At 42.1% G+C, this 14,010-nt stretch carries 17 protein-coding genes; 3 read left to right on the top strand and 14 right to left on the bottom strand.

What is annotated here, in order from left to right; translation table 11 throughout:
* Positions 1-61 precede the first annotated feature (61 nt).
* Positions 62-589, top strand: coding sequence for a hypothetical protein (locus tag ACJ7Z2_RS05180; protein ID WP_006251789.1), 528 nt, complete (start codon positions 62-64; stop codon positions 587-589).
* A 66-nt stretch (positions 590-655) separates the two neighbouring features.
* Positions 656-1,234, top strand: a complete 579-nt coding sequence (gene ruvC, locus ACJ7Z2_RS05175; RefSeq protein ID WP_006249689.1) for a crossover junction endodeoxyribonuclease RuvC — start codon at positions 656-658, stop codon at positions 1,232-1,234.
* A 75-nt stretch (positions 1,235-1,309) separates the two neighbouring features.
* Here ruvC and murA read toward each other — a convergent pair whose 3' ends face one another.
* The 7 genes from murA to mlaF form a co-directional block, all read right to left on the bottom strand.
* On the bottom strand, positions 1,310-2,590 hold the full coding sequence (gene murA, locus ACJ7Z2_RS05170) for a UDP-N-acetylglucosamine 1-carboxyvinyltransferase (protein ID WP_126302464.1): 1,281 nt from the start codon (positions 2,588-2,590) through the stop codon (positions 1,310-1,312).
* Between the two features lie 108 nt (positions 2,591-2,698).
* Positions 2,699-2,959 carry a BolA family protein gene (locus ACJ7Z2_RS05165; RefSeq protein WP_126302465.1) on the bottom strand — a complete coding sequence of 87 codons (261 nt, stop codon included), beginning with the start codon at positions 2,957-2,959 and terminating at the stop codon, positions 2,699-2,701.
* Between the two features lie 32 nt (positions 2,960-2,991).
* On the bottom strand, positions 2,992-3,315 hold the full coding sequence (locus ACJ7Z2_RS05160; RefSeq protein ID WP_006249692.1) for a lipid asymmetry maintenance protein MlaB: 324 nt from the start codon (positions 3,313-3,315) through the stop codon (positions 2,992-2,994).
* 11 nt (positions 3,316-3,326) lie between these two features.
* Positions 3,327-3,962: a phospholipid-binding protein MlaC gene (mlaC, locus tag ACJ7Z2_RS05155; protein WP_126302466.1), complete on the bottom strand. Its 636-nt coding sequence runs from the start codon at positions 3,960-3,962 to the stop codon at positions 3,327-3,329.
* A 45-nt stretch (positions 3,963-4,007) separates the two neighbouring features.
* Positions 4,008-4,532, bottom strand: coding sequence for an outer membrane lipid asymmetry maintenance protein MlaD (gene mlaD, locus ACJ7Z2_RS05150; RefSeq protein WP_006249694.1), 525 nt, complete (start codon positions 4,530-4,532; stop codon positions 4,008-4,010).
* A gap of 20 nt (positions 4,533-4,552) precedes the next feature.
* Entirely contained in the window at positions 4,553-5,329 is a 777-nt protein-coding gene (mlaE, locus tag ACJ7Z2_RS05145; protein WP_409500999.1) for a lipid asymmetry maintenance ABC transporter permease subunit MlaE, read from the bottom strand.
* Positions 5,322-6,125, bottom strand: coding sequence for a phospholipid ABC transporter ATP-binding protein MlaF (mlaF, locus tag ACJ7Z2_RS05140; protein ID WP_409500998.1), 804 nt, complete (start codon positions 6,123-6,125; stop codon positions 5,322-5,324). The genes mlaE and mlaF overlap by 8 nt, the downstream gene beginning before the upstream one ends.
* A gap of 224 nt (positions 6,126-6,349) precedes the next feature.
* Between mlaF and ACJ7Z2_RS05135 the strand changes: the two genes are divergently transcribed.
* Complete coding sequence (locus tag ACJ7Z2_RS05135) at positions 6,350-7,744, top strand: Do family serine endopeptidase (RefSeq protein WP_154703962.1); 1,395 nt, start codon at positions 6,350-6,352, stop codon at positions 7,742-7,744.
* Positions 7,745-7,795: 51 nt separating this feature from the next.
* Here ACJ7Z2_RS05135 and ACJ7Z2_RS05130 read toward each other — a convergent pair whose 3' ends face one another.
* The 7 genes from ACJ7Z2_RS05130 to nrfB form a co-directional block, all read right to left on the bottom strand.
* Positions 7,796-8,557, bottom strand: a complete 762-nt coding sequence (locus ACJ7Z2_RS05130) for a cytochrome C biogenesis protein (protein WP_409500997.1) — start codon at positions 8,555-8,557, stop codon at positions 7,796-7,798.
* 5 nt (positions 8,558-8,562) lie between these two features.
* The gene (gene nrfF / locus ACJ7Z2_RS05125; RefSeq protein WP_409500996.1) at positions 8,563-8,997 is read right to left on the bottom strand and encodes a heme lyase NrfEFG subunit NrfF; all 435 of its coding nucleotides are present in this window, start codon (positions 8,995-8,997) and stop codon (positions 8,563-8,565) included.
* Positions 8,987-9,520 (bottom strand): redoxin family protein, encoded by a 534-nt coding sequence (locus ACJ7Z2_RS05120; protein ID WP_409500995.1) that lies wholly within the window; start codon positions 9,518-9,520, stop codon positions 8,987-8,989. Before ACJ7Z2_RS05120 ends, nrfF begins: the two co-directional genes overlap by 11 nt.
* Positions 9,517-11,421 carry a heme lyase NrfEFG subunit NrfE gene (nrfE, locus tag ACJ7Z2_RS05115; protein ID WP_409500994.1) on the bottom strand — a complete coding sequence of 635 codons (1,905 nt, stop codon included), beginning with the start codon at positions 11,419-11,421 and terminating at the stop codon, positions 9,517-9,519. The genes ACJ7Z2_RS05120 and nrfE overlap by 4 nt, the downstream gene beginning before the upstream one ends.
* A gap of 278 nt (positions 11,422-11,699) precedes the next feature.
* Positions 11,700-12,668, bottom strand: a complete 969-nt coding sequence (gene nrfD / locus ACJ7Z2_RS05110; protein ID WP_409500993.1) for a cytochrome c nitrite reductase subunit NrfD — start codon at positions 12,666-12,668, stop codon at positions 11,700-11,702.
* Positions 12,668-13,345, bottom strand: coding sequence for a cytochrome c nitrite reductase Fe-S protein (nrfC, locus tag ACJ7Z2_RS05105; RefSeq protein ID WP_409500992.1), 678 nt, complete (start codon positions 13,343-13,345; stop codon positions 12,668-12,670). Before nrfC ends, nrfD begins: the two co-directional genes overlap by 1 nt.
* Positions 13,345-14,001, bottom strand: a complete 657-nt coding sequence (gene nrfB, locus ACJ7Z2_RS05100; RefSeq protein WP_006251781.1) for a cytochrome c nitrite reductase pentaheme subunit — start codon at positions 13,999-14,001, stop codon at positions 13,345-13,347. Before nrfB ends, nrfC begins: the two co-directional genes overlap by 1 nt.
* Positions 14,002-14,010: the final 9 nt, after the last annotated feature.

Here is a 14,010-nt window from a genome sequence, read left to right as displayed (position 1 = left end):
ACTGACTAACCTAATGTAGTTTATATGCTACTACTTTACTATAACATTTTAAGGAGAGTCTATGAAATTAGTGAAATTCGTTCCGGCATTGGCCGCTACTTTAGTCTTAGCTGCTTGCTCTAATGCAAACACACAATCTGCTCCTCAGCAAGCTCAGGACGCTGTGACTAAAGCGGCTGAACAAGCAACACAGCAAGTGAATGAAATTGCAGGTAATGCACCTCGTGCAAGTGGTGCAGTAAAAGTAGAAAAAGCAACTGATGGTGCAAAATCAATTGTATATCGTTGCCAAAGTGGTAAACGTGTAACTGCGAATTATGTCTTCCAAGGAGAAGAGGCAAAAGCAGTAAATCTATTAGTCCAAAGCGGCGGTAAAACACAAAAGATCCCAACATTAACTCGTGATGCCTCAAACCAAGATTCTACTTCATTCAAAACGGATAAATATTCTTGGGATTTAGACACAGGCTTTACCTTATCATCTAATGGCCAGTCAGGTATGCTAACCAAATATGGTGCTAAAACAGATACCATCGTTGCTAAATTATGTGATGTAGATAAAGCATTAACCTCAAAATTAAATAAATAATCTTTCTTGATTTTACTACTCATAAGCGAGAAGATAATATCTTCTCGCTTATTTTATTGCACAAAGATGGCTATTATTTTAGGAATTGACCCCGGCTCAAGGGTAACAGGTTACGGTGTGATTCGCCAAAACGGGCGACAGCTAGAATATTTAGGAAGTGGGGCTATTCGCACTACGGCTGAAGATCTGCCTACCCGTCTAAAACGGATTTATGCAGGAGTGAGCGAAATCATCACTCAATTTCAACCAAATATGTTTGCTATAGAACAGGTTTTTATGGCGAAAAACCCTGATTCTGCCTTAAAACTAGGGCAAGCTAGAGGAACAGCGATTGTTGCAGCAGTTAATCACGATCTACCTGTGTTTGAGTATGCCGCCCGATTAGTCAAACAAACCGTAACGGGTATTGGTTCTGCCGATAAAGTTCAGGTGCAAGATATGGTAACCCGTATGCTTAAACTCTCCGCCAAACCACAAGCTGATGCGGCTGATGCATTAGCCATTGCCATTACTCACGCTCATTCGATTCAACATTCACTGATTGTTGCTAAGCAAAGCCAGCAGAACGTAAGTAGTGAAAAAGAGCAAATCCTAGCACTAATGAAAACCCGTTATAGCCGGGGAAGGTTTAGGTTAAAAGGCTAACCACAGCGGCATAATGTATAAAAACCGCTTGATAGTTGCCTATCAAGCGGTCATTTTCAGTTAAAAATTTGCAATTTACTCGCCTTCAAAAGGAGCAGAGAAACGTTCAATTCTTGCTCCAATCTGACGCAATTTTTCTTCAATGTGTTCATAGCCACGGTCGATATGGTAAATTCTATCCACAATCGTTTCACCTGTTGCAATACAGCCTGCCAACACTAAGCTGATGGAAGCACGCAAGTCAGTTGCCATTACTTCTGCTGATTTTAACTGCTCTACACCATAGCAAATTGCAGTATTACCTTCAATTTCCGCTTTGGCACCCATACGAATCAGCTCAGGAATATGCATAAAACGGTTTTCAAAAATTGTTTCTGTAATACGGCTTGTGCCTTCTGCAACGGTATTTAATAAGGTAAATTGAGCCTGCATATCAGTTGGGAAACCCGGGTGTGGCATAGTGCGAATGTTCACTGCTTTCGGGCGACGACCTAGAGAATCAAGCGTGATAGTATTTTCCGTCACATCAACCTGCATTCCAGCTTCACGTAATTTTTCGATCACTGCATCAAGAGTGTCTGCTTTGGTATTACGGCAAGTAATTCGACCACCGGAAATAGCCGCTGCAACTAAAAATGTACCGGTTTCAATACGATCCGGCACTACGCTGTGTTCACAACCGCCTAAATGTTCTACCCCTTCAATAGTAATCATATCGGTGCCAGCACCTGAAATTTTTGCTCCCATTGCATTTAAGAAATCGGCAGTATCCACAATTTCAGGCTCACGAGCAGCATTTTCAATAACAGTAGTGCCTTTTGCTAGAGTACCTGCCATCATAACAGATAAAGTTGCTCCTACGCTCACTTTATCCATATAGATTCTTGCACCGTTTAAACGACCGCTTGAAGTGGCTTTGACATAGCCTTCATCAAGCTCGATCTTTGCCCCCATTTTTTCAAGACCGGAAATATGCATATCCACCGGTCTTGCCCCGATAGTACAACCGCCCGGTAAAGAAACTTGCCCAAGTTGGAACCGGGCAACTAATGGAGCTAACGCCCAAATTGACGCACGCATTGTTTTCACTAATTCGTAAGGTGCAACGTAATTATTGATCTTACTCGCATCAATATGTACCACGCCTTTATCGCTACCTTTTTCAACCGTTACCCCTAATTGGCGTAAGATTTTAAAAGTGGTGTCTACATCTTTTAAATCAGGCACATTTTTTAACGTAACTGGTTTTTCAGCCAAAATAGCGGCAAATAAAATAGGGAGTGCGGCGTTTTTCGCACCTGAAATATCGACAGTACCATTTAAAGAAAATGGACCATACACACGAAATTTTTCCATTTGGGAGATCCTAAAAATAATAATTTGTAGGGGCGAAAAATTTTTCGCCCAATTTTCCAACGTTTACAAAAGAGTTTGGGCGAATAGTGATTCGCCCCTACATTTCATCTATCCAACCATATTTAGCAAACGCTCAGTTTTCCATTTTTCCACGCTGAATACTTTAATGGTTAAAGCGTGAATCGCATTAGTAGTGAAATACTCAGCTAAAGGGGCATAAACCGCTTGCTGTTGTTTTACTTTTGAAAGAGAGGCAATGCTGTCACTTACTACAATAACGCCAAAGTGGGCATTTTCGCCTTGAGCGTGGACTTCTGTTGCATCAGGTAATGCTTGTTTTAAAATTTCTTCAATTTGTGATGGATTCATTCTGACTTCCTAAAATATGATTGGTAACTCACTCAAATAATAAATTGCTCAAACCAACCGTCTAAATCGTATAATGCAGCCAAAGTTCTGACAGAATCTGGCGTATTAATCAAACTGTTTGGTATGATTTTATGGTAATGATTCAGTAATTCAGCAAGTAAGGTAAAACCAGCAGAATCAATCCGAGTGATTTCTTTTAAATCCCAATATAGGCTTTGTTTCCCTGTTGGAGATAAAAAAGAAGCACGTTGCTTCCATAAAGGGAGCAACGTGTTACGAGTTAATTCGCCTGATAGTTTCACAAAAAGACTTTCGTTATTTTGCTGAATGTCCCATTGTAATGTTTTTTGAGGCATAACTAAACTACTTATTTTAAGGTGATAGGCTGTTTTGCAGCTTGTGCCACTTGTGCAGTTAAGGCATCAATCCCTTTTTGACGAATCACGCCTGCCCATTCATTTTGTTTGGTTGCAACCATACTCACACCTTCCGCTGCCATATCGTATGCTTGCCATTCGCCAGTTTTGCTGTTTTTACGCCATTTAAAGTCTAATTTGATCGGCTGTGCAGCACCTTTGCCTGACACGTTTACACGAATGCTTACGATAGATTTACCATCCACTGATTTCGGGCTTTCAATTTGCACACTTTGATCTTGATACTGGGTTAACACCTGAGCATAAGACTGCTCAACAAATTGACCAAAAGCATTAAAGAATGCCTCTTTTTGTGCGTCAGTCGCAGCCGATAAGTTTTTACCTAACACTAATTGACCTGCATATTTCACGTGAACGTGTGGCATTAAATCGTTACGCACAATGGTACGCAAATATTCAGGGTTTGATTTAATTTTCGCTTGATTTGCTTTAATATCGCCAAATAATTTATCTGCGGTTTGTTGCATTAATACATAAGGGCTAGTTTCAGCAAATGCGGTGGTTGAAAATAATGCAGAAACTGCTACTAAGCCTGTTACGATAATTTTTTTAATGTTTTTTAACATTATTGATGCTCTCCAAAACTCTAAATTAGAGGTTGTTGTACTTAATTACTCTGCTTTTGGTTCAGCAGAATCACTCGCTTTTTCATCTTCAGTTTTATCTGACTTTTTATCACCATATAAGAACTGACCGATTAAATCTTCTAACACCATTGCAGAATTGGTATCTACAAAAGTATCACCTTCTTTCATCATTGCAGTTTCACCTTCGATTACGAAGCCGACATTTAACGCAACGTATTGCTCGCCTAATAAGCCTGAGGTTTTAATTGAGAGCGAGCTGGTATCGGGAATTTGATTAAAACTTTCATTTACCGCTAATGCCACTTTCGGAGTGTAGGTTTTGTTATCAAGTGAAATATCAGCTACTCGGCCAACTACCACACCGCCAACTTTAATAGGCGCACGAACCTTTAGTCCACCAATATTATCAAAAGTTGCATACAGGGTGTAAGTTTTCTCATTTGAGAAGCCCTGCACATTTGCTACTCTTAACCCTAAAAAGACAAGAGCTGCAAGCCCGAGCAGTACAAATAAACCTACCCAAAATTCATATTTAATTGATTGACGCATTGTCTGTTCCTTTTAAAAAATCAACCGCCGAACATTATCGCAGTTAAAATAAAATCTAATCCCAAAATCACCAGTGACGCATTTACCACCGTTCTTGTGGTGGCTTGGCTGATCCCTTCTGAAGTCGGTACACAATCATAGCCGTTAAATAACGCAATCCAGACCACGGCAAAGGCAAAAATCAGGCTTTTGATAAAGCCGTTAATTAAATCACTGCTATTTACCGAGTTTTGCATTACCGACCAAAAACTACCACCATCAACGCCTTTCCAATCTACTCCGACTAACGAACCGCCCCAAATGCCGATAGCGGTAAAAATTGCTGCTAACACCGGCATTGAAATTACCCCCGCCCAAAAGCGAGGTGCGATAATTCGTCTAAGTGGATCAACCGCCATCATTTCAAGGCTGGAAAGTTGCTCTGTGGCTTTCATCAACCCGATTTCTGCGGTTAATGCAGAACCGGCTCGTCCTGCAAATAATAAAGCAGTGACCACAGGCCCAAGTTCGCGTAAAAGTGAGAGTGAAACCAGCGTTCCCAAGCTGCTTTCAGCAGCAAAATCGACCAATACTACATAGCCTTGTAAGCCTAATACCATTCCGATGAATAAGCCCGACAGCATAATAATTAAGAGCGATTGGACGCCCAGCACATAAAGCTGTTTAATCAGTAACGGTGTGTGTTTTCTAAATTCAGGTTTGCCGATTAATGCTCCCCATAACATAAAAGCTGAACGCCCTAATGTTCGGATAAAATTAATCACCACTGCTCCGATAGAGCTAATAAAATTAACCATTAAATAGCTCCTCCGTATAATCTTTTGCTGGATAATGGAACCGCACCGGACCATCAGCTTTACCGGCTAAGAATTGTACCACTTGCGGATCTTCGCTTGCCTGTAAAATTTCTGGTGTACCTTCAGCAATCACTCGTTTATCTGCCACAATATAAGCATAATCGGCAATACTTAATACCTCTTTCACATCGTGAGACACCACAATGGAGGTCAAATTCAATGCCTGATTTAACTCTTTAATCAGCTCGACAATCACACCCATACTAATCGGATCTTGCCCGGTAAACGGCTCATCATACATAATCAGCTCCGGATCTAACGCAATCGCTCGAGCAAGGGCGGCACGTCTTGCCATACCGCCGGAAAGTTCGGACGGCATTAAATTTGCCGCACCTCGCAACCCAACCGCCTCGAGCTTCAATAACACCAATTTGCGAATCAGCTCTTCGGGTAAACGGGTATGCTCCCGAATCGGGAAAGCCACATTATCGAAGGTAGAAATATCGGTAAATAACGCCCCCGATTGAAACAACATCCCCATTCGTTGGCGAATTTCATACAACTCTTTGTTATTGGCTTTGCAAATATCTCTGCCATCAAATAAAATTTCGCCCGATTCAGGTAAAATCTGCCCACCGATTAGCCTCAACAGGGTGGTTTTACCAATCCCAGAAGGCCCCATAATGGCAGTCACTTTACCTTTCTGCACTTGCAGATTCAGGTTATCGTAAATCACTCGCTCCCCTCGCTTGAAGGTCAAGTTTTTTACTTCAACCAAATTTTCCGTTTTTGTCATCAAATAGGACTCAAATTAATAAAAGTGATATTTATGGTCTATCAAATTTGCCAGAATGTCAAAAAACTTTTAATAATCTGACAAAAATCTGCCTTTACAAGCGGTCAGATTTGCTAAATTTTTTGCAAATCGGCTGAACTGAAAAAGAAAGGTCTTGTCTTAGCCAATACGAGCGTTTTCACTCGTAGATTATAAAAACATAGGATATGAGGAACATTCACAATATGAACAAAACAATGAAAAAATCATTTTTAACTGCATTCATTTTAGGCTCAACCATTGCCGCAATGCCGGCGTATGCAGAAGCAACATTACCCACAGCCGTAAACGGGCAAGCTGTGCCAAGCCTTGCACCAATGCTGGAAAAAGTTCGCCCGGCGGTGGTGAGTATTGCAGTAGAAGGTAAAACCAAAGGCGATAGCCGTCGCAACCGTGAAATCCCGGAAGAATTTGAATTTTTCTTCGGCCCTAATGCCGATTTATTCGGCAACCGCTCATCAGCTCCACGCAATTTCCGTGGCGTTGGATCAGGTGCAGTCATCAATGCCGAAAAAGGTTATGTGATTACCAATAACCACGTGATCGACAATGCCGACAAAATTACCGTAAAACTTGAAGACGGACGTGAATTTAAAGCCAAATTAGTTGGTGCTGATCCCCTTTCAGATGTGGCGTTAATTCAAGTGGAAGATCCAAAAAACTTAACTGAAATTAAATTCGCCGATTCCGATAAATTACAAGTGGGCGATTTTACAGTTGCAATCGGTAACCCGTTTGGCTTAGGACAAACCGTTACTTCAGGCATCATCTCGGCACTTGGTCGTTCAACCGGTCAATCTGATGAAGGCTATGAAAACTATATTCAAACCGATGCGGCAGTTAACCAAGGTAACTCTGGCGGTCCGTTAATTAACTTAAACGGCGAATTAATCGGCATTAACACCGCCATTATTTCCCCAAGTGGTGGAAATGCCGGTATCGCCTTTGCGATTCCAAGTAATATGGCAAACAGCTTGGTGACTCAAATTATTGAGTTTGGTGAAGTAAAACGTGGAATGTTAGGCATTAAAGGCGGTGAATTGAATGCTGACCTTGCTAAAGAGTTCAATATTTCCACCCAACAAGGGGCATTTGTAAGCGAAGTCTTACCGGATTCTGCTGCTGCTAAAGCCGGCTTTAAAGCAGGTGATGTGATTACTGAAATCAACGGTCAAAAAATCCGTAGTTTCAGCGAATTACGAGCAAAAGTAGCTACTTCCGGTGTAGGTAAAGAGATTGAACTTACTTACCTGCGTGACGGCAAAGAAGCTAAAGCAAAAGTGACCTTACAATCGGATTCTGAAGCCAAAGTTACTGCTTCAAACCTCATTCCGGCATTAAAAGGGGCAGATTTTAACAACTACAATGCCAAAGGCATTAAAGGGGTTGAAATTTCTAACGTAGAAAAAGGCTCGATTGCTGAAATGCGAAGTCTCAAAAAAGGCGATATTATCATCGGTGTGAACCGCCACTCGGTAGAAAACATTGCTGATTTACGCAAGATCTTAGATACCAAACCTTCCGTTGTAGCACTTAACATTGTGCGTGACGGGGCGAATTTCTATGTAATTTTGCAATAAACCTTTTGATCCACTCAAACAAAAGCCGATGGCAAAAATCATCGGCTTTTGTTATTGCTGGGAATTTAACATCTGTCGTGCCATTTCCATACTTTGGATAATTGCTCTGCGGTTGATGGATTCATTATTACCATCTAGCACCTTACGCCAATGTTCCAGAGCTTGTTGGTAGTTATTATTTAAAAAGCTGTCAGAGGCTAACAGGAGCAAACTGGCATTTTCGTTTTTATCCAACTGTAGAGCTTGTTCAATAATAGCTTGAATTTCATCGGTCATTTTCTGCCCGTTATCGTAATAACGAGCAGTAGCAATCGCCCCCAAAATAGCCGCTCGTTTTCCGAGTAGCTTCTCGGCATTATCGTAGCAAACCAGTGCCGAATCAAAATCATTGCTTAACGCATAAACCTGCCCGAGTTCGTACCATAAATCACCGTTATTCGGGTTTTCTCTGAGCTGTTTTTGCAGACTCAATACATAGCGTTCGTTTTTCGATGTGCCGTGCGGATCACTCACCTGTTGTTGGAAATTTTGATGCTGTTGCAAGCCAGCTTGCACCACTTGATAGCGTCCGGAAAGCCCGTAGTAAGCCATTCCTAACAATAAAATTGCAACGCAACTCAGGATTGCGATTTTAGCAAGCGGTCGATTTTGAGCGTTATTTTGCAAAGTAGTCTGTTCAAATTGCGTTCGCTCAAATTGGTAACGCTGCTCTGCCTCACGCTCAAATTCTTGTCTGACGTCATCTGCAAAATGTTGGGCAAATTTAACCGCTTGTTGGTAGTTTTCTTGGCTTAATTGCTCACGCGTTTTCATTTTTGTTACCTTTTACTTTTGCGAGTTCGCCACAAAATGGCTAAAAATAACAAGCTAAACAGACCAACCGGCAAGCCCCATAATACCCACGTTTGTGGTGTGAATGCTGGATCATAATTCACAAAACTGCCGAAACGTTCAGTCATAATGCGGATAATCTCCTCATTACTTTTCCCTTGATTCACCATTTCATACACTTCAATTCGCATATTGTAAGCCGCCGTCGCATTGGATTCGACCAAATTTTGGTTCTGACATTGCAAACATCGCAACGAACGAGCCAGTGAAATCGCCCGTACCCGATCCGTCTCATTTTGAAATTGAAAGGTGTCCACCATTTCAGCTTGAACCGTGCCGACAAATAGCCACAAGCCTAATACAAGCGGTAATATTTTGCGGATTTTTTGCAAAAAGCCGATGGAAATTATGCTATTTCTCATTTCTGAGAGCCTCTAATTTGGGTAGGAAATCCTGTGCAAAATCAGGGTTGTAACCCTTTTGTTGGTAACGCACTACACCGTGTTTATCAATCAAATAACTGGACGGTGCAGAAGAAACTTTAAGGGTTTGAATCAAAAAGCCTTTCTCATAATCATCGATAATTAAGCTAAACGGATTTCCCCAGTTTTTTAATGCGTTAAGTGCATCATTTGGGCGATCGCTATAGGTTAAGCCAACAATCGGCACGCCTTTTTGTTTTAGGTCTAACAAAATCGGAAACTCTTTAATGCACCAAGTACACCAGCTCGCCCACACATTGAGAATATAGGGTTCTTTCGGCAAGCTGTTGTTGTTTAAATGGGCGTTACTATCAAGTAAGTTCTTGCCTACAAACTCCGGAAACGGCTTGCCCTGCCAATCTTCGGTAGGGGCTAGGGCATCTTTATTCATTAATGGCACAGTTAAAAAGCCGACAATCACTACGAGTAACAGGAGCGGAATAAATAACAAGATTTTTTTCATTTTTTATGTTCTCTACGATAACCGATTAACGCCAACAGGGCGGCAAGCACCATTATCATACCACCCAACCACAAGGCTTGCACATAAGGCTTATAATGTAAGCGGAAGGCATATTCTAAATTGCCGAACTTATCCCCCATCACAATATAAATATCGTCTAAATTGTGGTGGAAAAGCCCGACTTCCGCCATTGTCATCGTTCTCACATCATAATAACGTCTTTCCGGTGTGACGGTTGCCAGCAACTGTTCATCTCGGCTGATAGAAAAAACGGCTTGCTCGGCGGTGTAGTTCGGACCGATGAGATCGTGATAATCTTCATATTTAAAGGTATAACCGGCAAGTTCCGCCGCTTGATTCGGCTTTAATCGCACGCCGATTTCATCACCGTAATAACTGTTCATCATTGCCCCAATCACGCAAACCGCAAAGCCGATATGGGCTAACCGCATCGCAAGCGGTCGAGTTTGCCACATTTTTTGCGAATAGGGCAAGTGAGTGAGAATAATCCAGATCGCAAGGCTGATAAATATGGTAGGTAACGGTTGTAAAGCAAAATGATCTCTTTGCGAGATGGAGGCATAAATCAGCCCTGATGCCAAACCAACTGCAACCGGCAGTAACCAAAGTTTTACCAATATCTGCTTATTTGAAATCTGTTTCCAGCCCAGCACCACCGCAAAGCCCATTACTATCATTAACAGTAACGCTAGTGGCGTGAATACGCTATTGAAATAGGGGGCACCCACTGAAATCGATCCCCAATTCATCACTGTGAAGATCATCGGGTAAAACGTACCAAGCAATACCACAGATGCTGCCACACTAAATAAGCCGTTAATCAATAAAAATGCCGTTTCTTTAGAAAGTAAGTTGAAACGCACTTTGCCTTGCCAGAGATTCGCTCGGAATGCAAACAGAGCAAGGGCAATGAAACTTAAGCCGAAGAATAAGATTAGCAGTGCCATTCCTCTGTCGGGATCGACCGCAAAGGCGTGAACTGAGGTGAGTACGCCCGAGCGAACAATAAAAGTGCCTAATAGGCTTAAAGCAAAGGCGAAAATGGCAAGTAAAATCGTCCAATAATAGAAAATGCCCCGCTGTTGGCTCACAATTAAACTATGTACCAATGCGGTGCCAAGTAGCCAAGGCATTAAGGATGCGTTTTCCACCGGATCCCAAAACCACCAGCCGCCCCAACCAAGTTCGTAATACGCCCACCAGGCTCCTAAAATAATACCGGCGGTGAGAAATCCCCACGAAATCATCGTCCAAGGGCGAAGCCAACGCATAATGGCTGCGTCCATTCCGCCTGAAACGAGAGCTGCAACAATCATCGCAAAACTTACCGCAAAGCCGACATATCCCAAATAGAGCAAAGGTGGGTGGAAGATAAGCCCAATATCTTGCAACATTGGGTTGAGATCTCGCCCTTCCGGTGGAGGCGGGAAGCTACGCTCAAAGGGGCTGGAAACCAGTAGAATGAAAAGCAGGAAACCCAGTGCAATCAACCCTAACATCACTAGGGTTCGGTTAGCAAACAAGCGGTCAATTTTTTGCGAAAATTTGCAAAATACCGCAGACCAAAGCACAAGAGCGGTGAGCCAAAACAGCATTGAGCCTTCATGTCCGCCCCAAGTGGCGGCAAATTTAAAGAAATCGGGAAGTTGGCTATTGGAATGAGCAGCAACGTAGATAACCGAAAAATCATCGGTTAGAAACGCATAAGCTAAAGCAGAAAAGGAAAATGTGGTAAAAGCAGCTTGCAAATAAGTGAAAAGCGGAGCCAATGCCAGCCAATGATATTGCTTGCGAACTTCGCCTAGCAGTGCAAAACCAACTTGAAAAATGGCGGTAATTGCAGCCAATAAAAGTGAAAAATAGCCGAGTTCCGGTAGCATAAAAAATCCAAAAAATGACCGCTTGTGAAGGTAAAATAGGACGACAATATACAGTTGATTAAATTCCCCTCTTTAGCAAAGAGGGGATAGGGGAGATTTGGCAGAAGTCATTAACGAAGAAAATAAATAAAACTGACTTTAAAAATAAGCCTATTCATTCTCTCACTTCGCCAATTACGACTGCCAAATCTCCCCCTGCCCCTCTTTGCTAAAGAGGGGGGCTATATACTAGCCCCCACCCTATTACTTAAATAAAATTACTCAAACTTACTTCTTTTTTAGCTCGCAACCGTTAGTTGCCCTGCATAAAGGATAAAGTAACGTAAGCAGAGTACACCGATTAAGTCGAAAACGGAAATCAAGATAATAAATTTCACGTTATGTTTCAAGCGGTGGCTACCAAAAATATTGGCAACAAGCGGAATCGCAATACCGATTAACATTACGCCTATCCAGAACACATTCCCCCAGAAGCCGTTAAGTGCATTGGTTAAAGCGAGCGATTTATCTGCTCCACCGAAGTGTAAGCCCACAAAGAACGCTACAATTAAGCCTAATTCGGTTACCATAATCGGCACTTCAAATTTGTGCATAAAATGGACTTCGTGGCTTTCACCAGATAACTTACCTGCCAGTAAAATCACAAGGAAAGTCGCTGCAATCCCTGAAGATGCCCCTGATGCCAAGAATAGTGCCGGTAACACCGGGTTGTTGAGCATTGGATAACTCACTAACGCCGAAAGTAAGAAGCCAGTATAAGCCCCTAATACTGCCGCCAATATGAATAAGATAAACTCAATTGGTTTTAATAATCTAGCTTCTGCGAAATCAATTAAACCAAGCACAAACTTAAACATCGGCAAATAACGGTTAATAAATACCGCTAACCAATCTTTAAACATTATGGCAATCCAAACCACCAATACTGCCATATAAAGCTGGAATAACATTACCCCCATCGACATTACCGAGGTAAAGTTATAGTTGAACATTAACTTCCAGAATGTCCAAGGTTTGGTTAAGTGGAAAATCAGTAACAGTAAGCCAATAATGGTTGGTAATGTGCCAAGAATAGCTGCACTACGAATAATCCAGTTTTGGCTTGGTTTTTCCATTTTAACACCGCTATTACGGTAAGCAATCGCTAACTGAACCGCACCTGATGAAATACCAAGTAGGAATAAGTAAATAGCGATAGTGCCGTCCCAAACAAGGTTTGGGGTTTGGAAAGGTACATATTCATTCATTATCTATGCTCTCCTTTACCAAATGGAATGTGATATAAGTTCGGCTCTGTACCTAATGCTGTTTTGGTGCGATAAACCGGATTATTTTTCACTTTATGGAAAATATCGCTAGTTGGATCGTTCATATCACCAAAGATTAGGGCTTTAGTCGGACAAGCCTCTACACAAGCCGGCTGTTTGCCTTCTGCAAGGTTGGTATCACGACAGAAATTACATTTATCTGCTGATTTTTTCTCTGGGTGAATAAAACGTACACGATACGGGCAAACCGCAATACAGTATTGGCAACCGACACACAAATCTGAGTGTACATCAACAATCCCGGTTTCAGGATCGATAAATGAAGCACCGGTCGGGCAAACACTCACACAAGGTGCATTGGTACAGTGTTGGCAAGATTGGCGGAAAAACTCATATTGTACGTTCGGAAACTCACCGAAAGGCTCACTACGGATAATTTCTAAACGAGAAACCCCTTCCGGCACTTTGTTGGTGGTGCGACAAGCGTCCATACAAGCCGTACAGCCGATACAAACGGTTTCATCGTGAACCATCGCATAGCGGATTTTCTTTTGTTCTTTCTCAGTAGCAAGAGTTATGGAGGTGGCAAGCCCTGTACTTGCCACAACTGCGATAGCACCTGCCCCTGAGACGAAATCTCTACGGGTGCAAGTCATTATTTTGTTCCTTTTGCTTCTGTGGCTTTCATTTCAGGATTTTTAAATTCGCCTGAATGAATTTTGGTATGACAATCCGTACAAAGTTTAATGCGATCTTTTTCAGGAATGTCTTTCATCGGATCTTTTTCCGGGTGAATTTCATGACAGTTGGTACAAGCAATTTTAGTTGCGTGCGTGTCGTGAGCCCAGAATTTTTCACGCAATTTCTCTGCCGTATGGCAAGCAAAACAGACTTGATTTTGCTCATTTACCGAACGTTCAAGTGATGGGTTACTTGCTTTACCGTGTGGGTTAAAACGCATTACGTCTTTTGCCCCTTTGCGGTGGCTTTCAGAAATATTACCGTGGCAACTTACACAAGTGAGTGGCTCGCCATTATTCGGGCTTTTCACATCTTTTTGGAAATGTTTACCTGCGTGATGGAAAGGCTTACCTGTTGCATTTGCTGACTCATGACATTGAGTACAGTATTTGTTTGGATCACGGCGTGCATCTTGAGCTACTTTTGCATCATCAGCCGTTTCTGATTGCCAAAGAGGTTTTGGCTGCTCCGGCATTAACGCATTCGCACTGGAAATTGCAAAAAAACCTGCAAATACGACCGCTTGTATGAGGGCGACTGCTCGCCCTGCTTTTGAGATTAATTTTTTCATAGTTCACCT

This window comes from Mannheimia glucosida, from assembly GCF_046267875.1.
GTDB classification, from domain to species: Bacteria; Pseudomonadota; Gammaproteobacteria; order Enterobacterales; family Pasteurellaceae; genus Mannheimia; species Mannheimia glucosida.
This window is presented reverse-complemented; position numbering and strand designations above follow the sequence as displayed.